The sequence below is a fragment of the Kurthia populi genome (assembly GCF_042686175.1).
Taxonomy (GTDB): Bacteria; Bacillota; Bacilli; order Bacillales_A; family Planococcaceae; genus Kurthia; species Kurthia populi.
Map to the genome: position 1 here is coordinate 1 of NZ_JBHUOR010000040.1, position 26,942 is coordinate 26,942.

Consider the following 26,942-nt stretch of genomic DNA (forward strand, 5'->3'; position numbering starts at 1 on the left):
AACGATGAACAACGGCTGACAAGCAGATAAAAAAGACATTCATGATTTGAATAAAATCGTGAATGTCTTTTCTTATTGACTAGGGTTTTGTCCCAGCCTCTTTTTGTGTTTAAATTGTGTATGCAATTCATGTAAAGGGGTGTTATCGGTAGTTACGAAAACGGAGTATTTTTTTCTATCATCGCAGCTCCAAGAAACTTAATCATTGAATAAATAGAACCCATTGAAAAAAATAAGATTAAGAAAATTATTTCAAAAATGAAGAAAATCGCAAAATTAAGTACCGCTGTCTTACTTCTTTTCACATTAGCTGCCTGCTCGAATGATGTAGCAGAAAAAGCTGCTGCTAAAAAGGAAGCAGCACAATTGGCCGAGCAAAAGAAAGCGGAAGCACTAAAGATTGTACAACAGCAAGAAAAGCATGCCAGCAAAGTAGTTGCGAAGGCACAAAAGAAATTGGACTGGGCAACCTATAAAAAGGCGAAAAATGTCGTTAATCAACTACAACAAACAGATGAAAAAGACAAACTAGTAAACAAGTTAACAGGCATTAAAAAGACAATCGTTAAAAACGAACGCATTGCGGCAAAGAAAGCTGAAGCTGCTAAACAAGCCGAAATCGCTAAACAAGCCGAGGCCGAACATCAAACATTAACGGCTTTTGTTAATAAATATGGTATGTCTCCTGCAGCCTACAAGGTACAGTATCAAGGAATGTCAGAAGAACAGGCATTACGCTCAACGCCTGATGCCATGAAAACTTCAGGTGAAATGCAAATCGGTTATATCAAATACGGTATCGAATAATTCTCATAAAAAAAGGAATCGCCAGCTCGCTGACGATTCCTTTTTTATTATACCGTTGTTTTCACAAAGCGTGGATCCTGCCATTGTTGCTTCCACTTCATTGCAGAGGCAATAATGATGACGATACCAAGCGCCAACATAATACATGATAAAATACCGTTTAATACATTGAAGCCACCTGCTGCTGAATTCCAGTAAACATTTTTCACCATCCAGAACCCTGCTACATTGACCGTAATGTATAAGTAAACGAGTGGGATAAAGCATGTTAACGCATAAATACGTTTGTCTGCCACTTTCAATACATACGTGACACCACAGGCTAAGCCGATTGAGGCCATGAGCTGATTGGATACACCAAATAATGCCCATACAGATGCGATATCACCTGAGTTGAGTAAATAACCCCAAATCACACAGGCAAGCGCACTCGCAAAAATCGTGCCTGGTAGCCAATCTGTTTTCTTAAGTGGCTTATACACATTGCCTAAGAAATCTTGAATTAAATAACGTGCTGTACGCGTTCCCGCATCAATCGCCGTTAAAATAAACACCGCTTCAAACATAATCACGAATTGATAGAAATAGCGTGTTAAATGGCTAAACCACTCAACACCTGCAAAAATAGACGCCATACCAACTGCAAGCGTTACAGCACCACCTGTACGACCTTCTAAATCCATACCAACCGCTGCCGCAAGCTGTGGCAAATCAACCGTCGCCATTCCAAGTGCTTGGAAAGCTTCAGGTGTAGAGTTAATCGCAAAATAATCGCCCGGATGTAAAACCGTTGCGGCAATTAATGCCATCACCCCGACAAGTGATTCTACAAGCATCGCTCCAAACCCAACGATGCGGATATCCTCCCAGCGGTCAAGCATTTTTGGTGTTGTCCCTGATCCAACGAAGGCATGGAAGCCCGAAATCGCGCCACATGCAATCGTAATCGAAACGAATGGCCACACAGGACCTGCAACAATTGGACCGCCACCATTAATGAAATCTGGAATAATAGCTGGGAATTGGATTGTTGGATTAATAATAAAGACGCCAATAATTAGTGCAATAAAAACACCGATTTTCATAAAACTACTTAAATAATCACGTGGCGCTAATAAGAACCACACTGGCAGAGCTGCTGCGAAAAATGCATACACTGGTAAAATAATTGATAATGTCGCTTTATCTAATGTTAAAACATTTCCTAGCCATGTACCCTCAATGTATGGACCGTAGAATACGGCTGCCACTAAGAGTAAAATCCCAATCACTGTCGGAACCCATAAATTATTCATTAAACGCTGCATGACACCCATTAACATCGCAATTGGAATGGTTGCTGCCACTGCGAAGGTACCCCATGGATTTTCTGCTAACGCACCTAAAATAACCATCGATAAACCAGCCATTGTAATCGTAATGATGAATAGCATGGCAAGGCCTGTACAAAAACCCGCTACTGGACCAAGCTCCTCACGCATCACTTCTGATAATGATTTACCGCCTTTCATCATCGACGCAAATAATACAACCGCATCATGCACGGCACCCCCGATTACTGCCCCGATTAACAGCCATAAATAGCCTGGTAAATAACCAAACTGTGCTGCTAAAATTGGTCCTACAAGTGGACCTGCTGCCGCGATAGCTGCGAAATGGTGACCAAACGCCACCCATTTGTTTGTCGGCACATAGTCTTTGCCGTCATTTTTTTCATGTGCAGGCGTTGGTGCATCGTCATTGATTTTCAATACTTTTTTCGTAAAGAAAATACCATATAAACGATACGCTATTGCTAGCACACAGATTGCTCCAATTACAAGTGTAATGGCATTCATCTGTCATCCCCCTAAATATGTATAAAATTTGCACAGAATTTTCAGATAAATCACTACGAAAAGTAGCGTTTTATTCCGCGCATTTCCACAAAAGTTTTCTCAATTTTGTGAACATTTCTATTTTAACTAGAAAATGTTACAAAAAGATACCCTTTATTTAAAAAATAAGTAATTTTCGTCATTCTATTTTTTGAAATCAAACGATTAATGGATACATCTTCATTTATTTACTAAAAATGAACAGTTTCTATCATTTCATTCATCGAAATTAGCGCTTCTGTCTGCTATTTTTCTCTATTTCCTATTGGTACGCTAATAAGAAAAGGAGGCTATCTTTATGAAAAAATTAATTGCAGCAACTGCACTCATCACGCTTGCCGCTTCAAGTATCTCAACGCCCGTACAAGCCGCGAGTTACAAGGTCGTTAAGGGCAAGCTCGTCAATGCAAAGACCGGCAAAATTGTCACAAAAACAACGGTATTTAAAAAGCAACTTTATAAAAAAGGAGTGCTTGCAAAAGGGACTGTGCTTTACAAAAATACACTCTATGTTATAGGCTCGATTCCAAAAAACTACACATTATACAAGGGCACACTTTACGCAAAAGGGAAAAAACATCAGGGCGTGAATACATACAAAAATAAGCTTTATGTCGATGGTATTGTCTTTGAAAGCAATGCGCTATTTGTCCATGATGAAAAATTACATCAGGGCGAGCCACTTTACCCTGGTATGAAGGAATACAAAGGCATTCTTTATTCAGATGGCTACCCGTATACAGGTGTTGATGGCCAGCATTATTATCATAATGGCAGAGACATTTATAATGGTATGCTAAATGATACGATGGTGACGGTATCCTATACCGATGAGCAATCAGCCGTTGTGCGCATTTCAGGCATTCCTTCCGCTATTAAATATCCATCTGCTAGCACGATTATTTCTATGCAGGGAAGTCCCGCCACTTGGAAAATAGAGCCGGGCGCTGGTCAACTTGGTGATTTAGTATTTACATTCACCGGCATTCAATCAAATGGTTCATTTAACGTCACGATTTCCTCATTATTTTACGGCGAAGGACGCGGGGCACTCCATTTCAACAACAAAACGTTCTCGTTCAAATCACTGCTTCAGTTAAAATCAAATAGTGATTTCAATCAATTACTACATGATGTCGAAAAACTAAAACAAGTCGAAGCGGATCAAGGAAAATGGTTTACGACAGAAAATGATGCCCTGACAGCACGTGCCATTCGCTATGAAAGCCTCTTTGGACAGAATGGTACGACTGCGCAAAGTAATCCATCTCTTTACTATGCCGCGCATCAATTAAACAATGAACTGAAAGTGCTCAAGAAAAAATATGATGATAAGTATTTTAAGTAGCTAAATTTATGCTATTGAATAAAAATGAATTATTATCGTTTAAAAAATTTTGATTCAACGCAAGTTACTTTAATAGCAACAGACACTTCATCTACTTATTTACATATAGATATGGTATAATTATGTAAATAAATGTAAAGTAGGTGCTTTTATGGAGAAATATACAGCGATACTTGCTTATTTGCTATTCATTTTTATTCTGTATTTAGATTTCTTTAAAGAAGGCGTCAGCTTATTTCTACCATTAATAATTTTAGTCGCACTTGTCATCGTGAGCACTGTCCTTGCACGAAATGAGAAATTCGCATGGAAGATTTCAAAATCAAAATTTGCGTTTCTTAGTATTGTTGAAGCAACTATATTGATGCTACTGACAATTGCTTTTTACTGGATGGGTGGCCGTTCACAACATGGCATCAATCCAACAGGCTATGCCGTATGGATAGTCTATGTTATTTCCTTATTCCAAGCATTTAAAGAAATGAAAAAAGCCAAAAAAAGCGCACAAACGCATTAAAAAAACACGTCCTTGGCTTATACCAAGAACGTGTTTTCTTTTAGAAAAATACGAGTAATAACACAGCGACTGTAAAGCAATAGTAAGTGAAATATTGTAGCTTACCTTTTTTCATAATGCCCATAAACCACTTCATCGCAAAGTACGTCATCATAAATGTGGCGATAAATGCGGCAATATATGGAATCGCTAAATCTGCTTTATTTGGTTCATTTAAGAAATCGGATAAACCAAGCACTACACCACCTAGACTAACAGGGATATAGAGCATAAATGAAAAGCGGAGCGCGGTTTCCTGTTTCATTCCGACTGCAACAGCAGAAATCACCGTTGCACCCGAGCGACTAATCCCCGGTGTTAAGGCAACAGCCTGGCCTAAGCCAACAATCACCGCATCCTTCGCGGTAATATCACGATCTCCTTTGCTCCCTTTCATATTACGAATGAGCCATAGCGCAATCCCTGTCACAAACAGCATCATGGCAATAACTGTCATACTCACCGAATCGGCAATGACATCACTTAGTAACACGCCAAGGATACCCGCTGGAATCGACCCAATGATCACAAATAACGCAAAGCGGAAATCCGCCTTATACTGCGTTTGTCGCGTCATTATATAGCGAACAAATCCAACGATTAGACGCTGAATATCACGACGATAAATAATTAGAATGGCTAGTAATGAAGCCGTATTCGTTAAGATGGCGAACGTAAAACCTTGCTCCCCTACACCAAGCAACTGACTCGCTATCATCACATGTCCACTCGATGATACCGGAATCGGTTCTGTAAAGCCTTGTACAAGCCCAATAATAATGAGCTTTAGGGTATATAATACATCAAAATCCACTATTTTTTCTCCTATTCACTTCTTTTCTCTCTATAGTAACACGTATTTTCTTAGAAAAAGTTTCGCCTTATAAACTCTTTGTGATAATTTTACGATAATAACGTAATGTTAAGAGCGCAAATACTAAGTAAAGGACAATATAAACTGCTAATACCGTCATAAATGGTTTTTCAAAACCAATACCAAACATAACCCAGCCAGCTTTTACAGCAAAATAGCTATGGAAGATCCCAATGAGTAATGGGAATCCAAAGTTGAAAAGTTGTTTATAGCTTACACCTTTCATTAACTCCTGCTCTGCAAAGCCAATTTTACGTAGCATCGTAAATTGCGGTGCTTCATCTTCGGCTTCACTCATTTGTTTGAAGTATAAAATACTACCTGTTGTTAACAGGAATGCGAGGCCAAGGAATCCTGCTACGAAAATGACGATCCCCATTGTTTCAAGGAATACGCGATAATGTTGCTCCTGTGTTGAGAAGGACATTTTATAACTATCTTCGCCTTTCCCAACTTTCGCCATACCATTCGTCGTGTCCATATAGATTTGTTGTGCCTTTTCTAATTGCTGTTCATCATCAATATCGAAGCCAATGAATGATTGAATAGAAGGCAACTCTTTTGCATGCTTTTTGATTTCATTAAACATACTATCCGATACGACCATAGTCGGTGAGTTGCTTAGCGTCGATGGTAATACAAAGCGCTCTTCAATCATTGTAATCGTTGCTTTTTGCTTCAAATCAACAAGCTCAATTTTTTTATTTTTTTCTAATGGCATAAAGAACTCTGTCATTTTTGCATAGTTAAAGATAGCGACTTCATCATCGTTCAATATTAAATCCGGCATAACACTTTTCACTTGGCCTTCTTTAACAACAAGCAATGACATCGTATCATCTTGTAAAATGTCCGGTATCTCGCGTGAATACGCATTCTTTAAATCAAAGCCCGCTTCAAGAATATCAAATGTATACTTGTCATAGTCAATGCCAGCCTTATCAAATTTCTTTTCAAGTTGTATCGCTTGTTCTGTGACTGTACCAATATCAAAAGGCATACCCTCTTTTGCGCGTGTATCTGCTGATGTATACGCAATATACGATAACGTTAATACCGCAAGTGCAAGCGCTGTTAATATCGTAATTAACGATAAGGACAATGAATTTGTTTTCATACGATGCATAATCGGAGAAATCGCAACAATATCCACAATTTTCACATGACCCTGACGCGCTTTACGTTGTACATTCAAAAGTGCAGAAACACTAAAGCGGAAGAAAATATACGTCCCAATAATAACCGACCCTAAAATCGTCAACATGCCCACATAAAGGGCTGTTTGCGTGTTAAATTTATCACTCGTCAGCAATTGCGTTGAAAGATAATAGCCTAAAATAATTAAACCAATCCCCATAAAACCAATAATCATGCTAATCCATGAGAAGCGTTTTACACGTTGCTCTGTTTTTCCAGACGTATGGAATAAATCAATTAGCTTGGTACGGCTCATATGAAGAAGTGACTGTAAATACATCACAATAAATAAAATAACAAAAATAAGTGCTGTTTGAACGAGTGCATCTAGTGAAAACTCAACTGTTACACTACGTTCAACTTCGACAACTTTTAAAAATAGCAGTGCGAAAAAGCGACTAAAAATTGCGCCCATTCCAACACCAACAGCTACGGCGATTAGCCACATTACACTGTTTTCTAATAGAAGCATGCGTGCAATACGACCCTTTGGTAGTCCAATTAACTGATATAGCCCAAACTCCTTACTACGACGCTTCATAAATAATTGATTGGCATAAAGTACGAAGAAGAAAACAATCACAACTAAAATGACCGAACCCGCTTTAAACGCTGCCCCTGCCTTCATACTCGTTGAGTTCATTTCAACAACGCTTGGATTAGCAGCTAAAGTTAAGAATGAAAAATAAAGACCACTACTAAAAATTAATGCAAGAAAATAAAGGCCATATAATCGACTATTTTTCCACATTGTACGAAAGACAAGTGTGCTAAGCTTCATAACCATCACCGCCCAAAATCGCCTGCGTATTTAAGATGTTTTCAAAGAACTGTTTCCGTGTTTGTTCTCCTTTGTAAAGTTCTGTATAGAGCTTCCCATCTTTTAAAAACAGTACGCGGCTACAATAACTTGCGGCCACCGCATCATGTGTCACCATTAAAATCGTTGTTTTCTGCGCTTCATTTAACTGTGATAACTTTTCAAGTAAAGCCGCAGCTGATTTTGAATCAAGCGCGCCTGTTGGCTCATCACCGAACACAATCGCCGGCTTCATAATCAAAGCACGTGCCGCTGCAGTACGCTGCTTTTGTCCCCCACTAATTTCATTCGGGTATTTATGAGCTAGTTCTTGAATATCTAGCTCATTCATTAATTGCTGAACGCGCATTTCTGCTTCCTGTTTTGAAATATCGCTCACTGCGAGTGGCAGTAAAATATTTTCTTTTACCGTTAAGGTATCAAGTAAATTATAATCTTGGAAAATAAAGCCCATTTGGGTACGACGGAAAGAAGCAAGTTTTTTACTCGAAAGGGTTGTTAGACTTTGGCTGTTAATGGCCACATCCCCACTTGTCGGCTGATCAATCGAGCACAGTACATTTAATAATGTAGTTTTTCCCGACCCAGATGGCCCCATGATGCCAACAAATTCGCCTTCCTGTGCTGTAAAGCTAATTCCTTTTAGCACTTCAATTTGATTGCGACGCTTACCATACGTTTTATGAAGCTGCGTTGCTTTTAAAATATCCATAATGATTCCTCCACATTTCTTAATACGTTTAGTTTACGCATTATCGCGAACGAAATCGTTTGATTGACATGACAGGAACATGACAATTTTGTCACTTACGCACTTTCGCATACGTATTTTCTTCTGGAAAGCGAATAATTAAATCTGTGCCTTTATGAGACGTTGCCTGTAAAGTAAGTCCAAGTTTCTTCGCTGTTTGATTCGCTAAAAATAAGCCCATCCCCGTTGAAGCAGATTGCTTGCGCCCCGTAGAGCCTGTAAAGCCCTTTTCAAAAATACGTGGCAAGTCCTCCATCCGAATCCCAATGCCCTCATCATGAATGACTAACTCATTTTTCATGTAACGAATCGTAATAAGGCCACCTGTATGACTATACTTCACTGCATTTGATAAAATTTGGCGAACAATAAAGCGCAGCCACTTTTCATCTGTCACTAACACATCATCGCCAACTACTAAATCAATTTCTAATTCTTTTAAGAAGCACCAGTTTTGAAGTTCCTGTACTTCCTTTATAATCGCCTGGCGAATGGATACCTTTTCAAATAGCAAATCATGCTCCGCTGCAGATAAGCGTAGTGTATGAAGGGATTGATCTACTAATAAGTGAATACGAAGCCACTCTACTTCTAGTTGTTGCTTCGTCTCACTAGATGGCAATTCATCTAATAATAAGCGCATCGCAGTCAACGGTGTCTTCACCTCATGCACCCATGCCACCTGAAAATCATTCGTTTCTCGTATTTCCGCCTGCGTCTTATGCAGTAAACGAATCGCATCAAGCTCTGCCTGTTCCGTTTGAAGTTTAAAGGCATCCATATAATCTTCCGCATTGTGAAAATTCAACGCATACAATCGTCGATAGTCTCGTAAAAAGCGATAGCCTATAAATAAGGCGAAGAAAAACAACAGTGTCGAATTTAAATAAATTGTCGCGACACTTTTAAAATCCACCTCCAGCAATAGCAAGCCATTCATCCAGATTAAGCAAAAGAAGAAAAACAAGCCCGTTGCACGATGCTCTCGCCAAAATAATTTAATCATGATGTGTCACAGCCATATAGCCAAGGCCCTTTTTCGTCACAATAACATCAACCAATCCGAGCTCCTCTAATTTACCGCGCAGTCGATTGACATTCACCGTCAGTGTATTGTCATTTACAAAGCGTGCATCATCCCATAAGCGCTTCATCAAGTCATCACGCGACACAATTTCATCTGGGGATTCTAGCAAAACTTTCAAAATAAACTGCTCATTTTTTGTTAGTTCAATCACTTGCTCTCCCTTTGAAATGGTACTTGCCGCATAATCGACCTGTGCATCATGAAATTGATTATTCGCTTCCTTCACTTCCTGGTAATCATAGGTGCGACGTAACAAGGCCTGTACTTTTGAACGCAGAACATCCATATGGAAAGGCTTTTGCACATAATCATCTGCGCCCATTTGCATCGCCATCACCATATCTAGTGGCTGGTCACGCGAGGATAAGAATAAAATCGGCACCGTTGAAATCGCTCGAATTTGACGACACCAATGAAAGCCATCAAACGCAGGTAACTGAATGTCAATCATGACAAGCTGTGGCTCAATTGCTTCAAAATCCTTTAGTACTTCATGAAAATCCGTTGGTGTTTCTACTGTATAGTTCCACGATGCAAAATCCTTTTTTATTTGTGATGCAATAACCACATCATCTTCTATTAATAATATATTCATTTTCCCACCTCATTCCTTTCAAGCATAAAAAAACAGCCTGCATTACGCAAGCTGTTTCTATGCTAATCAAATTTCTGCTGATATAAAATCGATGTGTTAAAACGGAATTTTTTTAATAATGACGGATCTACTTCCACATAAACATTCGATGAGTCAAACATCCATTCACCTTCGTGGCAAACCATATTATTTACCCATAAATGTTGTTTTTGTTGTCCTTTTTCTGTATAGCGAACTGTTGTCACATAAATTTTACGCTCTTCATTAATTGAAAAATGTGCTACATCCATCAATTCAGGGTCTTCATTTGAATGATAATGTTTAAATAAATTTCCAAGCTCACTAATTGCTTGCTGCCCTTCATAGCGTTCCTCTTTTGAGCAAATTATCGTTAAACTGAAATGCTCCGTACACTGTGCAACCCACGCCTTAAAATCCTCGCTAGAAAATGTTTTCTGCACTTCATTACCAATCGAATAGAAACTCATTCAAAACCCTCCTCATATTCTATCTCAAAAAATTATTATTTATAGGATGTTACTTGCTTTCATTTTAATAAAAAATACCAGTTTGAGATAGCTTTTTTATTAAATATATGAAAAAAATCCATAATTACATTAAATTTATGAATACTTTTCAGTGATTTTTATTATTTTTTGTAAATTAAGGGAATACTTTAAGAAAGGAGTGAGGAGAAATGGACTCAAAACTGCAAGCACTAGAAATTTTAAAAAAGCAACCCTATGGCGTCATGGGCACCGTAGACGGCGATAAACCTTATGCACGCATTATGACATTTATTCACGATGAGGATTTAACGCTGTATACTATTGCCCCAGTCCATTCAAACATTTTAAAGCATGTTGAACACAATCCATTCACCCATATTTTATATGGCTATGAGGATCATGAAGATGATGTTTTTTTAGAAATTGAAGGTCAAGTTGAGCAAGCTGAAGATACTGAAAAAGCTATGGCGGTTTTACAAAATTATGACCGTATTCACCGCAATTCATTTAATGAACAGCATCACGTTCTACTAAAAATCAAACCGATTCGCATGCGCATTATGCATACAACGCGTAATGAGCCACTAGAAGTTATTATCCATTAAGGAGGGGATTTTATGACTGTAGAAGAACATATTCGCCTTGTTTTAGACCGCGCTTCTATTGGTACACTTTACATCGTCAAAGATGACAAACCAACAGGACGGTATATGACATTTAAAAGTGACGGCGCAACTCTTTATACGGTAACCGATAAAGATTCCGCTAAATTAATGGCCATTGAAAAAAATCCCAATGTACACATTATTTTAGGCTATCAACCTGGCACTGAATACAATTACTTAGAATTTGAAGGAAAGGTCACCGATGTAATGGACGACCAGTTACGTATTAAAATGCGTAATTTCTTTCGGTCCGTATTTCAAAAAGAAGCGGCAGAGGTTACACTACTTAAAATTGAACCATCTGTTATTTATTTGCATACACAAAATGGTTCACCAGCCCAAAAATTTGTTTTACCTATACAATAATAAAAAAAAGAGACTGAGACAAAACACGTCATTTTCCTTTTTTAGCGTTCGCAACGAAAAACCGGAACCGCGCCACCGCGCGATTCCGGTTTTTCTTATGCTCCTATGAGAGGTGATTTCTACACGTATGTCAAAGCCTCTTTTTTTGTACAATTATGATGCATACACACGATTTCTTCCAGACCGTTTCGCCATATACAGATTTTCATCTGCTTTATGCAGTAATTCTTCTACCGTTTCCTCATTCGTATATGTCACAACCCCAAAACTTGCGGTTACGCGCTTTAAATCGCGACCTAGATGCTCCAAATTGGCATGCTCAATTCGTTGACGGAGCTCCTCAGCTAAAGACATCGCTTGATCATCCTGCGTAATCAACACAAACTCTTCGCCACCATACCGTGCAAATAATACATTTGGAGGCAAGATTTTATTAATTATATCAACAAAAACCTTTAATAATTGATCCCCTGCGACATGACCGTAATAGTCATTGTATTGTTTGAATTCATCGATATCTATCATAATGAGTGACCATTTTTGCTGTTGCTGCTTTGCATGGTCAAATTGATTGGCAACCATTTCATTAAAGTATCGACGATTCGCAATACCTGTAAGCCCATCCTGCCAAACAAGCGCCTCTAGCTGTTCATTTTTCTCTTTCAACTGCTTTGTTTGTAACGCTACTTCTTCATCTAATGATTGATTAAGGCGAATTAATTCCATGCGCCCTTCGGCAAAATCCTTTGCGATAGCAATTAATTGTAGTAATAAATAAAGCGCTACAGCAGGCATTGTCATTTCATAACGAATCGTGATAACGCCACTACCTTTTAAATAATCTAAAATAACACCACTAAATACGATAATCGCCCCTATCATATTGAGACGAGACACCCATTTATTTAATCGGGCCGAATGAATCATGACATATAATAGATAGAAAAATACGGGTAGCATCACCCACGAAACACTAAAGAAGAGGGTTTGGAAAACAAGTGGTGGGGTCAATACTGTAATGACGATTAACAAACCACAAATTAACCAAACACTATATACAACCCACTTAGCAAAAAAACTTCATAATACAATTTCATTAAATAAATAAAAATAGCAAAGCATAAAAGTGTCCAAATATACTCCATCTTTGTCGCACCCACGTATGAAATGCTTGTCACCTTTTCATATAAAAATGGCACCGCAAAAAACGAACGGATTGCAAAGCTCACACAAAATAAACCGAATACAAAAAATTCACGTAAATCTTTTAAAAACCATGCAAAAATTAACATCAATAAGCCCATCATAAACATTAGCCCCGACACAACAGTATTCCGATAAAATTGCAAATTACTTTGTCGATCAACTGCTGCCTGATTTCCAATGTAAATCGAATTTTCAAAACCCCCACGCATCTGCTGGAAACTCGACATTTCCATTTGAAATGTCACCGTATCTTTTGATGGTGTGAAATAAGCTGTTCGAGAAGCTAACAATGTTTCATGTAGGTTTTCAGGACCAACTTCCCCTACAGAAACCAGTTTTTTCCCATCCACATAGAAAGCATATGCGCTATATTCAAAAGGAATATGTACAGCTAGACGATGATTACGCCATTCCTTCGGTACGGACCACTTCCGAATATACGTGCCATATGTATTCCTTACACCAACTGATTTTTGAAAAGAGCTCGGTATGTGTACAACCTTACCTTGTTCAAATGTACCTTTAGTCATCATTTCTTTGTGATAAAATACCTATTCACCATCAAGTGTATGCAAGCGATTTTCAGCTGATAATGTATGCGCTGAAACTGTGAAATTACCGCTAATGAGCGTGAATACAACTATAAATAATACAACGAACTGTTTCATGACATCTATACCTCAAACCAATTTCTTATTTTATTCCTATTTAACTACTATTTTAGCACCAAAATAGGTATTCGTTAATTTTAATTATAAACCCATACTGATTTTGTTATTTTTTTGCTTTAACGGATATCTGAAAGATAACAAAAAAACAGGAGGATGCTTATGCCAAAGGCAATGATTTATCAACTTCCACCAATTCATCGTCTCTTAACGATAGTAGCCAGTGTTTTGTTCACGGTTGAAATCGCGATTTTATTATCTGCGCCACTTTCATGGATAATCCAGCTATTAATTGCTGTTGAAGTCTTTCCCTTTGTCGTAACAGCTTTCCTTTATGCAACAAAAGGTTCTGTTACAGCGATTCCATCAACGGCTATCACAAGTATTCTTTATATGGCGTTAGATAGCTATCATCAGCGATTCCAAACGGAACGAACACTCTTACGCCTTCTTGTCGTGCAACAAGAGGCACCTAAAACAAATGAGAAAATTGCACCGCTTTTACGTCGCTACCCCGAAATCATTTATACGTACCGACTCATGCAGCTGCTTGGCAAAGATTCACTTGCAAAAAACAAACGAGTGAAAACCTTTTATCAAGATGCCTTTCAATCATGTGATGCGCGTGATTTAAAGGTATTAAATGACTTTGGTCTATCCGCAAAAATGATTATCAATTTATTAACAAATGGGCGTACAAGTGTCGTCGTTTATCGAACACTTTACAAAAAAGAAATTTCACATTGGTATACTGCGCTAGAGGAAACGTTAGCGCGCTAAAAACTGCAAATAGCGGTTCTCAACAAAAAGAGGGAATCACGCCAACGCGCGATTCCCTCTTTTTAGTTAGACATTTTCCATAATGACATAAATCCATTGATCCTCGTCACGATAGCATCGTAAAAATTGTCCTTCTGAAAGCGCGATTTTTTGCGCTGTATGTTCAAATAAAATAGCTCGTATTGTTACGTAATATACTTTTTTCAGTACAGTTTCCTCAGTTACTTGTTCGTATTGTGTTAGATTCCCACAGAATGACTGCGCCATCAAACCATCAAATGCTCGGTAATGCTGAAAGTAAACGAAAGCTGCTTTGAGATGCAGTAATAGATCTCGCTCATACGCTGTCACTATATGCACTTCCTTCGCATTCATATGTCTTTTCTCTTGCGCTAGTAGTTGCTCATTATACATTGCGAATGGCGCCTTTTCAATGCGCTCAATTGTTTCATTATCCAATGTCTTCACTGGTACATCAATCGTAGCATAGCGAACGTTTACTTTCATATTCCTCCACTCCTTAATTTAAAAAGAAATTTCTATCTCCCTATTTTCTATTTACAGAAGCTGTTTTCATTATAAGCCATCAAATGATTATTTAACATAAAAAATTAAAAAATTCTGAAAAATAAATTTTCAGAGGATTAACTTTAGACCTATACTCGTTTTTTAAATTGCGTTTTTTTATCTTTAGGTTCATTAAAAAAACAATGTTTCAAGATGTTTTATAACGGTTAAAGATTTTAGCCATCGTGATTTTTTAAAAATTTGGCGTTTTTTACAAGCTTTTTATTAAAAATTAATAAAAATATATAAAAAAAAGAGGATAACACTATGAAAGTAGGGTATATAAAAACCATACCAAATCCGAATATATTTAACTAGGTATTTAGAACCACTTATTATCCAGGAGGAAAGCTATTTATGAGAAAAGAACTAATTACGACATTTATGGCAACGGGAGCCGCAACAGCTTTCTTTGCTGCAACAGATACTGCAAGTGCAACATCAACGTATACGGTAAAGGCTGGCGATAGCCTTTCAAAAATTGCTGTTATGTACAACACATCCGTTGATAAGCTTAAAAAAATCAATAAACTAAAAGGTCCTTATATTTATATAGGACAAAAAATTAATATAAAAAGTTCCAAAAACACACTGAAAACAACGAAAAAATCGACAACAACATCACCTTCACATAAAACATCAAGCGCTTCAGCTACATATACAGTCAAACCTGGTGATTCTTTAAGTCTTATTGCTTCAAAGCACGGTATGTCATTACAGACATTAAAATCAATCAATGGTTTATCATCTGATCGAATCTTTGTCGGTCAATCGTTAAAAACGACTGGAAAAACAACAAAGAAAATTGTTGTTGCCTCACCAGCGACAAAAACCGTGAAAAAGCAAAAAGTTTCTACTTCGACATACACAGTTAAAGCTGGCGATTCACTTGGCCTTATTGCTAGTAGAACCGGCATTAGCGTGTCTGAATTAAAACGTATTAATGGTCTTACTTCTAACCTAATTCACCCAAATCAAACATTAAAATTAAAGGGCAAGGCACAACCAGTTTACGCAAGTAAAACAACGACCGTATCTAATAAAGTCTCATCTACAAAAACGACTACAGCGACATCAAATGCTGGTGGCGGTATTTTAAATCTTGCGATGAAACAGCAAGGCGTGCCTTATGTTTGGGCAGGGTCAACACCAAATGGCTTTGACTGTTCTGGCTTTATCTATTATGTATTTAAAAATAACGGCTACAATATTGGACGAACTTCTGTAGCTGCTTACCGCGCACAGGCACAATCTGTATCTGCTAGTTCTTTACGTGCTGGCGATATCGTATTCTTCCAAAACACTTATAAACAAGGCGTCTCTCATGCAGGGATTTATATTGGCGGTGGTCAATTTATCCACGCTGGCTCAAGTGGTGTGCAAATTACGAACGTGCAAGACAGCTATTGGTCGAAACATTTTCATAGCTACGGAAGACTTTAAAATTAAAAAGACATCGATAGTCGAAAAAAAGGAATTGTGCAATCAAAGCGCAATTCCTTTTTTATGAACCAATGAATGAAACTAAAATTCCTAGCTTCTTTTTTGATTAAATTTCGTATTCAATTGCCACAGCTTTACTACTACTAATATTAGGTGATGGTTGTGAATTGTAGACGCGAGAATACGGTACAATCGAATGTGTCAGCCAAATATTCGAACCTAAAATCGAGTCATGGCCAATTTTCGTTTTGCCCCCTAAAATAGTTGCCCCAGCATAAATCACGACATTATCTTCAATATCTGGGTGACGTTTAATGCCCTTAATTGGATTGCCATTTTCGTCAAGCGGGAAACTTAATGCGCCAAGTGTTACGCCTTGATAAACTTTTACGTTATTACCAATCGTACACGTTTCACCAATAACAACACCTGTACCGTGGTCAATAAAGAATGAATGCCCAATTGTCGCACCCGGGTGAATGTCGATACCAGTTAAATCATGCGCATGTTCTGACATAATACGCGGGATAATTTTGACATCCATTTTATACAACTCATGTGCAATACGGTGCGCGCATACAGCTTGAATAGATGGATAGCTTAATAAAATTTCTTCTAATGATACAGCTGCCGGGTCACCATTGTATGCTGCTTGAATGTCCGATTGAATCATTTTACGAATTGCCGGGAATTTATTTAATAAATCCATGACAATCTGATCGGCACACTCACGCGCATCTGTTGGACAATCTTTTTCGTTGCTATAGACTAGTACTTTTTCAACCATGTCACGTAAATCAACAGCCGCTTTACGCAAGTTGTTGCTAACAGCCATGTTCAGGCGTACTTCATCCATTTTCTTTTGGTCATAGATTCCTGGGAACAGTGCCATACGGAAGCTTTCTAACACTTTCACGATGCGGTCGCGTCCTTTAAATCCAATCGAATTTTCTGTATCGAAATGCTCGCGGTTAATTTCTGTTAATTCACGCGCGATCGACGGTACTTTATTATCTAGCCATTCATGTAATTCCATAATTCTTGGTGGCCTCCCTTAGCTATGTTACTTTTCCTATCAGAATTCTTAATCACTCTATTTTAGCGTATTTTGACATGACTTCCAACTAGGAAAACTCAAAAAGGGATATTTTAACTGAACATTCGGCACTTTCCACAAAAATCAACCTATAGTTGCATTTATCTACAAAATGCTACAATTACTCGCTAGTAAATTTCACGTTGAAACTATATGCTATTTGTAGGAGGTGGTGTTATGAATCTACAATTTTCAACGATTTTTACGACTCGCCGAAAAGAGCTTAACGTGACACAAGAACAAGTGGCACAGTACATCGGTGTGTCGCGGGCAGCCGTTTCAAAATGGGAGAAAGGCCAAAGTTACCCTGATATTACAATACTGCCAAAGCTTGCGACCTATTTCAATTTATCAATTGATACATTACTTGGTTATGAGCCGCAGTTGACGACCGAACACATCATTGCGCTCTATAAAGAACTGTCAACAGCGTTTCACGAGCAGCCATTTCATGAAGCCGAAGTAGCAGTAGAAGCACTTATTCATGATTATTATTCTTGCTTTCCATTTTTATTGAAGATGGCGCAGCTCTATTTAAATTATGCGGCGCTCGCTGATAATCCCGTGACGATAGCGGTACGCATTGAGCAACTCTGTTTACGTGTCGAGCAATATAGCGATGATTTTGATTCCTTAAATGAAGCGCGCATGATTGGCAGTCTAGCGCTCCTCATGCAGCAACGCGCTAGTGACGTCCTCGAAAAAATCGGCAACCGCGTGCAAATCCAATTTAATGAAGACCAAGTAATTTCACGGGCACATCAATTACTCGGCAATATCGAGCAAGCAACAGAAATTTTGCAAGCGAGCACATATCAGCATCTCTTTCTCGTCATTTCTACATGTACCGACAGCTTATTATTAGAAGAAGCCACTCATTTTGATGAAACTATTAAACGCGTCACACAGCTCATTGACACGTGGAATATCCAAGCGTTAAATCCAAATACGAGTCTTGTGTTTTATTTAACGGCAGCAACGGGCTATATGCAGCAACAGAAGCACGATGAGGCGATTGTGATGCTAAAAGAATATGCGAAGGCATGTACTAAGTTATCATTTCCGCTTCAGCTATGTGGTGATACCTATTTTAACTTAATCAATCACTGGCTTCATTCAACGATGCAACTGGCGACTGTCACACCACGCGATGAAGCTTCTGTACGCCGCGATATTGTGTCATCCATTACACAGCACCCTGCATTTGCACCACTACATGAACGCGATGATTACAAGCTACTTGTCCAAACAATTCACCATACATTAGAGAGGGAGTCATGACATGGATACTCTAAACTGGGCACTTATCGCCCCACTGATTGTTATTCAATTTGTACTTATGATTATGGCATTAATTGATATTAAACGCATCCACGCCACAAATGGACCAAAATGGGTATGGATTCTCGTCGTTATCGTCGTCAATACAATTGGGCCGATTGTGTACTTCATTTTCGGACGTAAAAACGTATGATTGCAGCTCATTTAACGAAGCAATTTGGCGCACATATCGTCGTCAATGATGTTAGTTTTACATTAGAACCACATACAGCAACTGCGCTCATTGGTCCAAATGGCGCAGGTAAGACGACGATTTTATCGATGCTCGCAGGTTTATTGAAACCAACAGCGGGCACAATCACAAATAATGATGTTCAAATCGGTTTCCTTCCGCAATATCCGCAATTTTATCCGTGGATGACAGTACTAGAGTTTACAGAAATGGCCGCGCGTCTAAGTGGTTTATCAACAAAAGAAGCGCGCAGCCGAGCACATGAAGCGCTATCATTTGTTGGACTAGAGGAAGTGCTAACGAAAAAAACAGCCGCATTATCAGGTGGTATGAAGCAACGCCTCGGCATTGCACAAGCTATTGTTCATCGCCCAGCCATTTTATTATTAGATGAACCAGTCTCGGCACTCGACCCATTCGGGCGTCGCGATATGATGAGTTTATTAAAAAAATTGCAACAGACGACAACCATTTTATATTCAACACATATTTTAAATGATGCAGAAGAAATGACTGACCAAATCCTCTTTTTAAAAGATGGTGCGCTCATTGAACAAGGGACTTTACCATCGATTCGCGCGCGTTACATGGACCCTCGTTTTGCGGTGACATTTTGCGAGCAAGCAGATGCCCAAGCATTTAGTACACAACATCAAGTTGAGCTAATTGAAAAAACAGTGTTCGTGCCAATGACAAGTTATCCAACGATGCAACACTTACTCTCTTTTTTAAGTACAACATATGCACCAATTGTTAAAATTGAACAGCATACGTCCTCTCTTGAAGAGATTTTTATGAAGGTGATGAGCCTATGATAATTTTATTAAAAAAAGAATGGCTTGAAATGCTGCGCAGTTATCGTATTGTATGGCTACCACTATTGTTTATTTTGCTCGGTATTAGCGATCCGCTCACGAACTATTATATGGAAGATATTTTAGCGACTGTTGGCAATATGCCAGACGGTTTTTCTATGACGATGCCAGAACTTGCGCCAAGTGATTTACTAATCGCCTCACTCGGTCAATTTCAAATGATTGGCCTCCTCGTTATCGTCGCAATCACAGCTTCGATGATTAGTCGCGAACGCCAAAATGGCACCGCAACACTCATTTATGTACGCCCTGTCTCTAATTTCTCGATTTATATGAGTAAATTAATCGCGATGGCACTGCTAACACTTGTGTGCACAATTGCCGGTTTTGGTGCATCGATGTATTACACGTATCTATTATATGGTGGCGTCTCAACGACTGCTTTTTTATTGTTGATGCTCTTTTATTGGCTATGGTTACTCATGGTAATCGCCACGACCATAACATTTAGCGCATTGTGGACAACGTCGATTGCAATGACTGTTGCAATCGTGCTGTTTCCACTTGGCATATTACTCGATTCTGTCATTGGTGCTTATTGGCATTATAGTCCATACAAATTGGCTCTATATGGTGCCTCTTGGCTAACGACACAGAGCGATTACTTATGGGGCACCTGTAGCATTGTTGTTGCATGGACGATTTTTGTTAGTCTACTTGGTATATGGGCTACTGGTTGGAAACGTAGCACAACGAAAATTTAACCGATTAAAAAATAGGAATGACGGGGTTGTGTCATTCCTATTTTCATGTCCTCATTATTCTTTTTACGATTAAATTTTCACATCATTATAAAATGCGCTATCCTCAAATTTCTTCACAACATATGGACAAATCGCCTTCATCTTGTAATCGTGGGCGCGCGCATACTCTACCGCCTCATTCAATAATTTTCCAGCGATACCTTGCCCACGCAACACTTCATCTGTATACGTTCCAGTCATTTGCATCACGTTATCCTCAACATACCATTCAATACGCGCAACACTTTTCCCTTGCTGGAATAATTCATAACCTTTTTCTGTCAATTCAAATTCCATAGTAATCACCTCATAATTACTATACCCACTTTTCGTCTAATGAAAAAAGAGGCCGGGACAAAACAGTTCATGTTCCTTTTTTAGCGTTCGCCACAAAAAACCAGAACCGCGCCACAGCACGATTCCGGTTTTTCTTATGCTCATCTGAGATAGTATTTTTACACTTATGTCCCAGCCTCTTTCTACCTTTTCACTAAACGGGGAGTTTTGTGTTAACTATATTATAAAAAAGGTTTACCATAAGTGCAAATTTTTTTAACAGCTTGCTTGCTGTAATGGCGTTAAATCAATTTCAAACCCTAATTGCTCTAACATTTTTTTATCATCATCGCCAGGTTGGCCATCTGTCGTTAAATAATCACCAAGGAAAATTGAATTAGCCGGGTATAAACCGAGTGGTTGCATATGCCCTAAATTAACTTCTCGACCACCCGAAACGCGAATCTCTTTCGTCGGATTAATGAAGCGGAATAATGCTAATACTTTTAAACAGTAACGTGGGTTCAGTTCGTTTATGCCTTCTAGTGGCGTACCGTCAATGGCATTTAAAAAGTTAACCGGAATCGAGTCTGCATCTAATGCATGCAAACTACGTGCCATATCCACCACATCTTGCTTTGTTTCCTTCATTCCAACAATGACACCTGAACATGGCGAAATTCCGGCTTCTTTTGCACGTTCAACCGTTTGTACACGATCGTCGTATGTATGTGATGTTGTAATATTCGTATGATTACGAGCAGACGTATTAATATTATGATTATAGCGATCTACTCCAGCCTCTTTTAACCGTTGTGCTTGTTCAGGCTTTAAAATTCCTAAACACGCGCAGACTGTCATTTCAGGATGGTGCTCCTTAATTTCCTTCACTGAATCTACTACAATATCAATTTCTTGATTACGCGGACCACGGCCACTTGCCACAATACAATAGGTCCCAACTTGTAGTGATGCCGCGCGATTCGCCCCATCAATAATTTCTTGTTGTTTCATCATTGGGTATTTTTCAATCGGTGCTGTTGATACAATCGATTGCGAACAGTACCCACAATTTTCTGGACATAAGCCCGATTTCGTATTAATAATCATATTCAGCTTTACTTTATTCCCATAATAATGGTAGCGGATACGATAGGCAGCATCTAATACAGCTAATAGCTCGGTATCTGGACTTTCTAAAATAGCCAATGCTTCTTCATCTGTTATCACATAACCATCGATAACTCGTTGTGCTAATTGTTGATAATTCATGTTAGTTTCCCACCTTTATGACGTGTCGTAATCGAAATGCAAATAAACCAGCTAGTATAGCCAACACAATATCTTTCGGTAGCGGCGGCAACATCCACGCCCACGCCATCCAATAACTAAAACCTTCCGGTGCAGCAGCCCATAATTTATAGGCGGCATACAACCAATTTGTACCAAGTAAATAACTAATCATCATGGCGACAAGTCCTGCTGCAACATACATTGCTTTTGTTGAACGTACTTCAATCATTTTTCCAGCGATGTAGGCCGACAAAATAAAAACAATAATAAAGCCAAACGTAGGACTCAATAATTGACTAATGCCGCCGCTAAAACGGGCAAAAACAGGTGCCCCTGCTAAGCCGACACACGCATAAACAGCTACCGCAATCGCCCCGCGTTTACTACCGAGCACAAGTCCTGCTAATATTGCAAAAAATGCTTGCAATGTAATGGGCACCCCTCCGACTACCATAAATGGCATAAATGATGTAATGTTTGCCCCTATCATCATCAATGCCGCAAACATGCCACAATACACAACATCATACGCAGTAAATCGTGCACGTACCCTTGTGTATGTCGTCATCTCTTTCCCCCCTCTCAACTATGAACGTTTTTTACTATAATCCATCCATTTATTTTAGTCAACAATTTTTATTTTTAAGTTAACTCTTATGTAGCATCATTCATAAACGCTCGAACAACGCAGGCGCTATCGTGCGGCCCAGCACAATTTTTTTAAATTGGAAACAGCCAAGAAACTTTATCAACAAATATTGTCATTGTAATCACTTGCGATTCTTATCAAAAATCGTTAGAATTAAATAATTGTTAACGCATTTGTCAATGTATAGTCAGTTGGATTCCAGCTGACTTTTTCTATGAATAAAAAATGACTAATGAAGGAGGGTTTGGATGGGTTCTTTAGATTTAGAAATGTACTTTGAACACCTTGTTTTAGCGAATGAGCTGAATGCTTGGCGTTTGCATGATTTAGAAGAGTTTAAGCTTTATACATGCGCAGATGATCTAGCGATTCAACGCGACCTCGCACACAATGCGGTGTTATACATGGATGAACGATTACTCATGCCCGAACAGGAAGATCTCACGCTTCTTCCTCTTTACGAGCAAGCTTACTTAGAAACACTTGAAAAGCATTGCCAAGTTTTAGCACATTATAAAACGACAGCTGACGATGGCACACCACTTTATCAAGTATCAATCGCTCTAGCGGTATCAGAAACAGAATCAATTGCAAATATTGTGAATGAAGCGACTACACTGCGTCACTTTATCCGCAACGAGATGATGTACGCATTCCGCCGCGAGCAAATTCGTCTACAAAATAGCACCAAAAAATCATGCTGAACAACACAATTCTTGGCGAATAAATACAGCAGGAATGGCGTCATTACGCGATTCCTGTTTTCATTTTCTTATGCAATAGCGTTTTAGCTATCGCATCTACATATAAACTTGTTTACATTTTTACAGAAAGAAGGGAATTCAATGCCTTATGATGGATTTGTACTTGATTTTAGTGAAACCATTCATGTGCTAAGCGCATTTCATCGCGATTTAGACGATCTACCAATTTCACCTGAGGAAAAATTTCGACTATTAAAAGAGCTTGACCGTAACCCGTATGAGCCAAATGGGGCACTCTTACAAACTACTGCACAATATGATTTTTTAGAACAAGCATTACGCGCTGCACAACATAAAAATAATCGCTAGTCTGGACTAACCTAAAAACAGTGACAATATAACAAAAGAAAGACACTTCTAAGGTATTAAAACTTTGGAAGTGTTTTTTGATGGACAAAACAACGGTATTCGATTGAATGTTCTTCATTTCTTTAACTATTTTTTAAAAAATGAAACTTTCTTGAAGCTAAGTCGTATAAGTAAGTGACTAGTATTTACGCTAGCACATTTCCATTTCATTAAGGACGGTGAAGTTTTTTATGGGTATCAATCTTCAAAAAGGCCAACGTGTTGACTTAACAAAAGGCAATGCAGGTCTTAGCAAAGTACAAGTAGGCCTAGGCTGGGACCCTGCTGAAAATAAAAGCAGCGGTGGTTTTCTAGGTGGTTTATTTGGCGGCGGTAATAAGGGAAGCAATGTCGACTGTGACGCTTCTGTTATTATGTTAAAAGACGATCATGTTAAATCTAAAGAGGATGTTGTCTTTTTCGGAAACTTACGTAGTAAAGATGGTTCCGTTCAACATTCAGGTGACAACTTAACAGGTGCTGGTGACGGCGACGATGAAGTAATTTCAATCAATTTACAAGCGATCCCTGCAGAATTCAATCGCCTTGTATTCGTTGTAAACATCTATGATGCTGTCAATCGAAAACAACATTTCGGCATGATTCAAAACGCATATATCCGCGTATTTAATGCAAACAACCATGAAGAATTAATTCGTTACAACCTATCAGATGATTATTCTGGTAAAACGACTCTAGTGACAGGTGAAATTTATCGTCATGGCACAGAGTGGAAATTTGCTGCACTTGGCAATGGCACAACAGATGCTAACTTAAGCGCTGTTGTAGCAAGTTATCAATAAGGAGGAAACAAATATTATGGGTATTTCATTACAAAAAGGTCAAAAAGTAGATTTAACAAAAGGTAATCCTGGGTTATCAAACATCGTAGTAGGTTTAGGCTGGGATACAAATAAATATGATGGCGGACAAGATTTTGATTTAGATTCTTCTGTCTTCTTACTTAACGATGCAAGCAAAGTAGACGATCCTGCTAACTTTATCTTCTATAACAATACAGTTGGTGGTAATGGTTCAGTAGAACACTCTGGCGATAACTTAACTGGTGACGGCGATGGCGACGATGAAACAGTAAAAGTGGCACTTAGCAATGTCCCACAAAATATTAGCCGCATCGCATTCACTGTAACAATTCACGATGCAGAATCTCGTGGTCAAAACTTCGGTATGGTTTCAAACTCATTTATCCGTATCGTAGACGCTGCTTCAAACGAAGAATTAATTCGCTATGACTTAGGTGAAGATTTCTCAATCGAAACAGCAATCGTTGTAGGTGAACTTTACCGCCACGGTAGCGAATGGAAATTCAATGCTGTAGGCGCTGGCTACCAAGGTGGATTAGCTGCACTAGCAACTGATTACGGTCTAGATGTAAACTAATTAACCAAACGCATAGGACATATTGTCTGCGCATAACACACTGAGAAACCGCGCAACCGCGCGGTTTCTTTGTCTTTACATAGGTAGAATCTCAAAATCTCATTTTTATGCGCGATGTGCACACTATTTGGATTCTATTTCCACTATTCTCATAAAAATGCGGTGTCTACCCAATAAAAAGATTAAAGCTATCCGTATGTGGTACAGTAGAAGAAGCAATAAAGGGGGCCTGAAACAATGAATCAACTAACGATTACACCTCTTCCATGGAAAGACACTGATGACTGGCTTAATTATTTCCTATTAGCTAGCACAGAGCGCCCTCGCTATAGTCTAACCGAGCAAAATCTCACATTTGAGCGCGTTGCTGTACGCGTTCTCGGTGTTCCATTGGACGATGTCGAGTACTTTAACACGTTGTACGAATGGCATACAGCGAGTGATGTCCATGTATTGAGTGAAGAGTTGAATAAACAAATACAAAATGAAGATTTCCAACTCCTTCAAAACATTTTGCAACAACATAAAGAATTACCTAAAGGCTTATCAATTAATCGGCTCGTTGCGATGATGTATGGTGCGAAACTTATCCCACAACACAAAGATCCACAAATGAATCGTCATTTACAGATGACACTGATTCGAGTCATTAAAACATTTCAACAACAGCAAGCACAAGGATTACTATCTAATGATTTTCGTCGCTTCTTAATCGACTTAGTCAAATGGATGAAAAATCACTGGATTGTGTGGATGAAAGATGCTACACCACAAACACCCTTTCCAAAAGTCGTGTGGTATGGTGATACGACGCAAAGCCAGCGATATTTTTTATTATTATTAATGTGGCTTGGCTGTGATGTTTTACTCTTCCATCCAGCCGGAAAAGATGATTTTCAACCACTTGATCCACATAATGAAGAATCAACCGTATATCGTTACGGTGATACAGCTCCTATGCAACCGTTTCCAACGCAAATAAGAGAAGTTCAAGCAACGGTCGGTTATCGTTCTACACAGCAGCTAGAACGTCTTATAGAGGACGAACATGGTGTTTATCGCCCCTGGCAGTATCAAAACTATGAACCACATAATGTCATGTTGCAACATACCTATGATGACATTTTCATTTATGCTAAAGAGCCCGCTATGATGCGCCCAGGCTTTAAAGCACAAAAACCAACTATCTACATTCCCAATATTTTTGCAAAAGTAAACGGGATGTCACGTGATAAGCAGGATTACTGGGAAAAGATGCATGCGCTTGTTGAACTACCTAACACTTTACTTATTCAGCAATTCCCATACGTAAAAGAATCAAAAGCCAATTTCCAATTTCATTACGATAAGAGCCTTGTCGGAGGAAATTTAGATAGTGAGCGAATGATGGGGACAAGTTGGTGGCAATATAAAGAGCTCTCACCTGAAATTCAAGTAGCCATTGCACGTATTATTATTGATTGCTGTGAGAACCCAAGCATTCAAAAAATAAATGGCGAAAAAGAGCGCGACCTTGCCATTACCACATTAAAGCAATTATCGATGGTACCAAAAGAGATTCTACGCTTTATGCAAAGCTTTGATTACGCTCAACAGCTACCTAAAATCGTTGTTTTCTATGATGAATCACTTGGGCATTTAACCCGAGCAGACGCCATATTATTTAGTTTCTTAAACCGTTTTGGCTTTGATATTATTTTCTATACCCCAACCGGTAAACAAGATATTGAAAATTACTTAGAACCATCTATTTATACCATTCACCGACTCGAAGAAATGGTCTTTGATGTCCACTATGAACAACCTACTAAAACACAATCATTTATTCATAAAATTCGTAAACGTTTTTTTGACTAAGGAGGAAATTA

30 protein-coding genes are annotated in these 26,942 nt (G+C 38.7%); 16 read left to right on the forward strand and 14 right to left on the reverse strand.

The window, feature by feature from the left end; translation table 11 throughout:
- Nucleotides 1-258 precede the first annotated feature (258 nt).
- Nucleotides 259-807, forward strand: coding sequence for a hypothetical protein (locus ACFSY7_RS07410; RefSeq protein ID WP_380147402.1), 549 nt, complete (start codon nt 259-261; stop codon nt 805-807).
- 47 nt (nt 808-854) lie between these two features.
- On the opposite strand, the gene ACFSY7_RS07415 is transcribed toward ACFSY7_RS07410, so the two are convergent.
- The gene (locus tag ACFSY7_RS07415; protein ID WP_380147404.1) at nt 855-2,645 is read right to left on the reverse strand and encodes a carbon starvation CstA family protein; all 1,791 of its coding nucleotides are present in this window, start codon (nt 2,643-2,645) and stop codon (nt 855-857) included.
- A gap of 337 nt (nt 2,646-2,982) precedes the next feature.
- On the opposite strand from ACFSY7_RS07415, the gene ACFSY7_RS07420 reads away from it, so the two are divergent.
- Nucleotides 2,983-4,032, forward strand: a complete 1,050-nt coding sequence (locus ACFSY7_RS07420) for a hypothetical protein (RefSeq protein WP_380147405.1) — start codon at nt 2,983-2,985, stop codon at nt 4,030-4,032.
- Nucleotides 4,033-4,183: 151 nt separating this feature from the next.
- On the forward strand, nt 4,184-4,549 hold the full coding sequence (locus ACFSY7_RS07425) for a hypothetical protein (protein ID WP_380147406.1): 366 nt from the start codon (nt 4,184-4,186) through the stop codon (nt 4,547-4,549).
- Nucleotides 4,550-4,589: 40 nt separating this feature from the next.
- Here the strand turns inward: ACFSY7_RS07425 and ACFSY7_RS07430 are convergent, their stop codons facing one another.
- The 6 genes from ACFSY7_RS07430 to ACFSY7_RS07455 form a co-directional block, all read right to left on the reverse strand.
- Entirely contained in the window at nt 4,590-5,402 is an 813-nt protein-coding gene (locus tag ACFSY7_RS07430) for an undecaprenyl-diphosphate phosphatase (RefSeq protein ID WP_380147407.1), read from the reverse strand.
- Between the two features lie 67 nt (nt 5,403-5,469).
- Nucleotides 5,470-7,440 carry an FtsX-like permease family protein gene (locus tag ACFSY7_RS07435; RefSeq protein WP_380147408.1) on the reverse strand — a complete coding sequence of 657 codons (1,971 nt, stop codon included), beginning with the start codon at nt 7,438-7,440 and terminating at the stop codon, nt 5,470-5,472.
- Nucleotides 7,430-8,191: an ABC transporter ATP-binding protein gene (locus ACFSY7_RS07440; protein ID WP_126991566.1), complete on the reverse strand. Its 762-nt coding sequence runs from the start codon at nt 8,189-8,191 to the stop codon at nt 7,430-7,432. Before ACFSY7_RS07440 ends, ACFSY7_RS07435 begins: the two co-directional genes overlap by 11 nt.
- A 91-nt stretch (nt 8,192-8,282) precedes the next feature.
- Nucleotides 8,283-9,236, reverse strand: a complete 954-nt coding sequence (locus ACFSY7_RS07445; protein ID WP_380147409.1) for a sensor histidine kinase — start codon at nt 9,234-9,236, stop codon at nt 8,283-8,285.
- Nucleotides 9,229-9,912: a response regulator transcription factor gene (locus ACFSY7_RS07450; RefSeq protein ID WP_126991564.1), complete on the reverse strand. Its 684-nt coding sequence runs from the start codon at nt 9,910-9,912 to the stop codon at nt 9,229-9,231. The genes ACFSY7_RS07445 and ACFSY7_RS07450 overlap by 8 nt, the downstream gene beginning before the upstream one ends.
- A gap of 62 nt (nt 9,913-9,974) precedes the next feature.
- Nucleotides 9,975-10,400, reverse strand: coding sequence for a hypothetical protein (locus tag ACFSY7_RS07455; protein ID WP_380147410.1), 426 nt, complete (start codon nt 10,398-10,400; stop codon nt 9,975-9,977).
- A gap of 209 nt (nt 10,401-10,609) precedes the next feature.
- Here ACFSY7_RS07455 and ACFSY7_RS07460 point away from each other — a divergent pair, with 209 nt between their 5' ends.
- Together ACFSY7_RS07460 and ACFSY7_RS07465 are read left to right on the forward strand one after the other, a co-directional pair.
- On the forward strand, nt 10,610-11,026 hold the full coding sequence (locus ACFSY7_RS07460) for a pyridoxamine 5'-phosphate oxidase family protein (RefSeq protein WP_380147411.1): 417 nt from the start codon (nt 10,610-10,612) through the stop codon (nt 11,024-11,026).
- 12 nt (nt 11,027-11,038) lie between these two features.
- A complete protein-coding gene (locus tag ACFSY7_RS07465; RefSeq protein WP_380147412.1) occupies nt 11,039-11,452 on the forward strand; it encodes a pyridoxamine 5'-phosphate oxidase family protein in 414 nt (137 codons plus the stop codon).
- 153 nt (nt 11,453-11,605) lie between these two features.
- Here ACFSY7_RS07465 and ACFSY7_RS07470 read toward each other — a convergent pair whose 3' ends face one another.
- Nucleotides 11,606-12,379: a GGDEF domain-containing protein gene (locus ACFSY7_RS07470; protein WP_380147413.1), complete on the reverse strand. Its 774-nt coding sequence runs from the start codon at nt 12,377-12,379 to the stop codon at nt 11,606-11,608.
- Between the two features lie 113 nt (nt 12,380-12,492).
- Nucleotides 12,493-13,188, reverse strand: coding sequence for a hypothetical protein (locus ACFSY7_RS07475; RefSeq protein ID WP_380147414.1), 696 nt, complete (start codon nt 13,186-13,188; stop codon nt 12,493-12,495).
- 300 nt (nt 13,189-13,488) lie between these two features.
- Here ACFSY7_RS07475 and ACFSY7_RS07480 point away from each other — a divergent pair, with 300 nt between their 5' ends.
- Nucleotides 13,489-14,106 carry a hypothetical protein gene (locus ACFSY7_RS07480; protein ID WP_380147415.1) on the forward strand — a complete coding sequence of 206 codons (618 nt, stop codon included), beginning with the start codon at nt 13,489-13,491 and terminating at the stop codon, nt 14,104-14,106.
- Nucleotides 14,107-14,172: 66 nt separating this feature from the next.
- Here the strand turns inward: ACFSY7_RS07480 and ACFSY7_RS07485 are convergent, their stop codons facing one another.
- Nucleotides 14,173-14,613, reverse strand: a complete 441-nt coding sequence (locus ACFSY7_RS07485) for a hypothetical protein (RefSeq protein WP_380147416.1) — start codon at nt 14,611-14,613, stop codon at nt 14,173-14,175.
- A gap of 417 nt (nt 14,614-15,030) precedes the next feature.
- Here ACFSY7_RS07485 and ACFSY7_RS07490 point away from each other — a divergent pair, with 417 nt between their 5' ends.
- Nucleotides 15,031-16,116, forward strand: a complete 1,086-nt coding sequence (locus tag ACFSY7_RS07490; protein ID WP_380147417.1) for a C40 family peptidase — start codon at nt 15,031-15,033, stop codon at nt 16,114-16,116.
- A 106-nt stretch (nt 16,117-16,222) separates the two neighbouring features.
- Here ACFSY7_RS07490 and epsC read toward each other — a convergent pair whose 3' ends face one another.
- Nucleotides 16,223-17,152, reverse strand: coding sequence for a serine O-acetyltransferase EpsC (gene epsC / locus ACFSY7_RS07495; protein ID WP_380147419.1), 930 nt, complete (start codon nt 17,150-17,152; stop codon nt 16,223-16,225).
- A gap of 237 nt (nt 17,153-17,389) precedes the next feature.
- On the opposite strand from epsC, the gene ACFSY7_RS07500 reads away from it, so the two are divergent.
- The 4 genes from ACFSY7_RS07500 to ACFSY7_RS07515 are packed head-to-tail and all read left to right on the forward strand — an operon-like array spanning nt 17,390 to nt 20,304.
- Nucleotides 17,390-18,493 (forward strand): helix-turn-helix domain-containing protein, encoded by a 1,104-nt coding sequence (locus ACFSY7_RS07500; protein ID WP_186439571.1) that lies wholly within the window; start codon nt 17,390-17,392, stop codon nt 18,491-18,493.
- Nucleotide 18,494: 1 nt separating this feature from the next.
- Nucleotides 18,495-18,686, forward strand: a complete 192-nt coding sequence (locus ACFSY7_RS07505) for a PLDc N-terminal domain-containing protein (RefSeq protein WP_126991553.1) — start codon at nt 18,495-18,497, stop codon at nt 18,684-18,686.
- Complete coding sequence (locus ACFSY7_RS07510) at nt 18,683-19,540, forward strand: ABC transporter ATP-binding protein (RefSeq protein WP_139993702.1); 858 nt, start codon at nt 18,683-18,685, stop codon at nt 19,538-19,540. The genes ACFSY7_RS07505 and ACFSY7_RS07510 overlap by 4 nt, the downstream gene beginning before the upstream one ends.
- A complete protein-coding gene (locus ACFSY7_RS07515) occupies nt 19,537-20,304 on the forward strand; it encodes an ABC transporter permease (RefSeq protein WP_126991551.1) in 768 nt (255 codons plus the stop codon). The genes ACFSY7_RS07510 and ACFSY7_RS07515 overlap by 4 nt, the downstream gene beginning before the upstream one ends.
- Before the next feature lie 69 nt (nt 20,305-20,373).
- On the opposite strand, the gene ACFSY7_RS07520 is transcribed toward ACFSY7_RS07515, so the two are convergent.
- From ACFSY7_RS07520 to ACFSY7_RS07530, 3 genes are all read right to left on the reverse strand, one after another.
- Nucleotides 20,374-20,640 carry a GNAT family N-acetyltransferase gene (locus ACFSY7_RS07520; RefSeq protein ID WP_126991550.1) on the reverse strand — a complete coding sequence of 89 codons (267 nt, stop codon included), beginning with the start codon at nt 20,638-20,640 and terminating at the stop codon, nt 20,374-20,376.
- Between the two features lie 255 nt (nt 20,641-20,895).
- The gene (bioB, locus tag ACFSY7_RS07525) at nt 20,896-21,891 is read right to left on the reverse strand and encodes a biotin synthase BioB (protein WP_126991549.1); all 996 of its coding nucleotides are present in this window, start codon (nt 21,889-21,891) and stop codon (nt 20,896-20,898) included.
- Between the two features lies 1 nt (nt 21,892).
- The gene (locus ACFSY7_RS07530; RefSeq protein ID WP_029500246.1) at nt 21,893-22,480 is read right to left on the reverse strand and encodes a biotin transporter BioY; all 588 of its coding nucleotides are present in this window, start codon (nt 22,478-22,480) and stop codon (nt 21,893-21,895) included.
- Nucleotides 22,481-22,809: 329 nt separating this feature from the next.
- Here ACFSY7_RS07530 and ACFSY7_RS07535 point away from each other — a divergent pair, with 329 nt between their 5' ends.
- The 5 genes from ACFSY7_RS07535 (at nt 22,810) to ACFSY7_RS07555 (ending at nt 26,931) form a co-directional block, all read left to right on the forward strand.
- Nucleotides 22,810-23,265: a hypothetical protein gene (locus ACFSY7_RS07535; RefSeq protein WP_029500245.1), complete on the forward strand. Its 456-nt coding sequence runs from the start codon at nt 22,810-22,812 to the stop codon at nt 23,263-23,265.
- A 141-nt stretch (nt 23,266-23,406) separates the two neighbouring features.
- Nucleotides 23,407-23,634 carry a hypothetical protein gene (locus tag ACFSY7_RS07540; RefSeq protein ID WP_029500244.1) on the forward strand — a complete coding sequence of 76 codons (228 nt, stop codon included), beginning with the start codon at nt 23,407-23,409 and terminating at the stop codon, nt 23,632-23,634.
- A 230-nt stretch (nt 23,635-23,864) separates the two neighbouring features.
- Nucleotides 23,865-24,476, forward strand: coding sequence for a TerD family protein (locus ACFSY7_RS07545; RefSeq protein ID WP_126991548.1), 612 nt, complete (start codon nt 23,865-23,867; stop codon nt 24,474-24,476).
- Nucleotides 24,477-24,492: 16 nt separating this feature from the next.
- On the forward strand, nt 24,493-25,074 hold the full coding sequence (locus ACFSY7_RS07550; protein WP_126991547.1) for a TerD family protein: 582 nt from the start codon (nt 24,493-24,495) through the stop codon (nt 25,072-25,074).
- A gap of 237 nt (nt 25,075-25,311) precedes the next feature.
- Entirely contained in the window at nt 25,312-26,931 is a 1,620-nt protein-coding gene (locus ACFSY7_RS07555) for a YceG family protein (protein WP_380147421.1), read from the forward strand.
- The last annotated feature ends 11 nt before the right edge of the window (nt 26,932-26,942 follow it).

What these genes read in the sequence shown, in the direction of transcription:
- ACFSY7_RS07410 (WP_380147402.1), top strand. Translation starts at nt 259, where the DNA reads ATGAAGAAAATCGCAAAATTAAGTACCGCTGTCTTACTTCTTTTCACA.
- ACFSY7_RS07415 (WP_380147404.1), bottom strand. Translation starts at nt 2,645, where the DNA reads ATGAATGCCATTACACTTGTAATTGGAGCAATCTGTGTGCTAGCAATA.
- ACFSY7_RS07420 (WP_380147405.1), top strand. Translation starts at nt 2,983, where the DNA reads ATGAAAAAATTAATTGCAGCAACTGCACTCATCACGCTTGCCGCTTCA.
- ACFSY7_RS07425 (WP_380147406.1), top strand. Translation starts at nt 4,184, where the DNA reads ATGGAGAAATATACAGCGATACTTGCTTATTTGCTATTCATTTTTATT.
- ACFSY7_RS07435 (WP_380147408.1), bottom strand. Translation starts at nt 7,440, where the DNA reads ATGAAGCTTAGCACACTTGTCTTTCGTACAATGTGGAAAAATAGTCGA.
- ACFSY7_RS07440 (WP_126991566.1), bottom strand. Translation starts at nt 8,191, where the DNA reads ATGGATATTTTAAAAGCAACGCAGCTTCATAAAACGTATGGTAAGCGT.
- ACFSY7_RS07445 (WP_380147409.1), bottom strand. Translation starts at nt 9,236, where the DNA reads ATGATTAAATTATTTTGGCGAGAGCATCGTGCAACGGGCTTGTTTTTC.
- ACFSY7_RS07450 (WP_126991564.1), bottom strand. Translation starts at nt 9,912, where the DNA reads ATGAATATATTATTAATAGAAGATGATGTGGTTATTGCATCACAAATA.
- ACFSY7_RS07455 (WP_380147410.1), bottom strand. Translation starts at nt 10,400, where the DNA reads ATGAGTTTCTATTCGATTGGTAATGAAGTGCAGAAAACATTTTCTAGC.
- ACFSY7_RS07460 (WP_380147411.1), top strand. Translation starts at nt 10,610, where the DNA reads ATGGACTCAAAACTGCAAGCACTAGAAATTTTAAAAAAGCAACCCTAT.
- ACFSY7_RS07465 (WP_380147412.1), top strand. Translation starts at nt 11,039, where the DNA reads ATGACTGTAGAAGAACATATTCGCCTTGTTTTAGACCGCGCTTCTATT.
- ACFSY7_RS07470 (WP_380147413.1), bottom strand. Translation starts at nt 12,379, where the DNA reads ATGATTCATTCGGCCCGATTAAATAAATGGGTGTCTCGTCTCAATATG.
- ACFSY7_RS07475 (WP_380147414.1), bottom strand. Translation starts at nt 13,188, where the DNA reads ATGACTAAAGGTACATTTGAACAAGGTAAGGTTGTACACATACCGAGC.
- ACFSY7_RS07480 (WP_380147415.1), top strand. Translation starts at nt 13,489, where the DNA reads ATGCCAAAGGCAATGATTTATCAACTTCCACCAATTCATCGTCTCTTA.
- ACFSY7_RS07485 (WP_380147416.1), bottom strand. Translation starts at nt 14,613, where the DNA reads ATGAAAGTAAACGTTCGCTATGCTACGATTGATGTACCAGTGAAGACA.
- ACFSY7_RS07490 (WP_380147417.1), top strand. Translation starts at nt 15,031, where the DNA reads ATGAGAAAAGAACTAATTACGACATTTATGGCAACGGGAGCCGCAACA.
- epsC (WP_380147419.1), bottom strand. Translation starts at nt 17,152, where the DNA reads ATGGAATTACATGAATGGCTAGATAATAAAGTACCGTCGATCGCGCGT.
- ACFSY7_RS07500 (WP_186439571.1), top strand. Translation starts at nt 17,390, where the DNA reads ATGAATCTACAATTTTCAACGATTTTTACGACTCGCCGAAAAGAGCTT.
- ACFSY7_RS07505 (WP_126991553.1), top strand. Translation starts at nt 18,495, where the DNA reads ATGGATACTCTAAACTGGGCACTTATCGCCCCACTGATTGTTATTCAA.
- ACFSY7_RS07510 (WP_139993702.1), top strand. Translation starts at nt 18,683, where the DNA reads ATGATTGCAGCTCATTTAACGAAGCAATTTGGCGCACATATCGTCGTC.
- ACFSY7_RS07515 (WP_126991551.1), top strand. Translation starts at nt 19,537, where the DNA reads ATGATAATTTTATTAAAAAAAGAATGGCTTGAAATGCTGCGCAGTTAT.
- ACFSY7_RS07520 (WP_126991550.1), bottom strand. Translation starts at nt 20,640, where the DNA reads ATGGAATTTGAATTGACAGAAAAAGGTTATGAATTATTCCAGCAAGGG.
- bioB (WP_126991549.1), bottom strand. Translation starts at nt 21,891, where the DNA reads ATGAATTATCAACAATTAGCACAACGAGTTATCGATGGTTATGTGATA.
- ACFSY7_RS07530 (WP_029500246.1), bottom strand. Translation starts at nt 22,480, where the DNA reads ATGACGACATACACAAGGGTACGTGCACGATTTACTGCGTATGATGTT.
- ACFSY7_RS07535 (WP_029500245.1), top strand. Translation starts at nt 22,810, where the DNA reads ATGGGTTCTTTAGATTTAGAAATGTACTTTGAACACCTTGTTTTAGCG.
- ACFSY7_RS07540 (WP_029500244.1), top strand. Translation starts at nt 23,407, where the DNA reads ATGCCTTATGATGGATTTGTACTTGATTTTAGTGAAACCATTCATGTG.
- ACFSY7_RS07545 (WP_126991548.1), top strand. Translation starts at nt 23,865, where the DNA reads ATGGGTATCAATCTTCAAAAAGGCCAACGTGTTGACTTAACAAAAGGC.
- ACFSY7_RS07550 (WP_126991547.1), top strand. Translation starts at nt 24,493, where the DNA reads ATGGGTATTTCATTACAAAAAGGTCAAAAAGTAGATTTAACAAAAGGT.
- ACFSY7_RS07555 (WP_380147421.1), top strand. Translation starts at nt 25,312, where the DNA reads ATGAATCAACTAACGATTACACCTCTTCCATGGAAAGACACTGATGAC.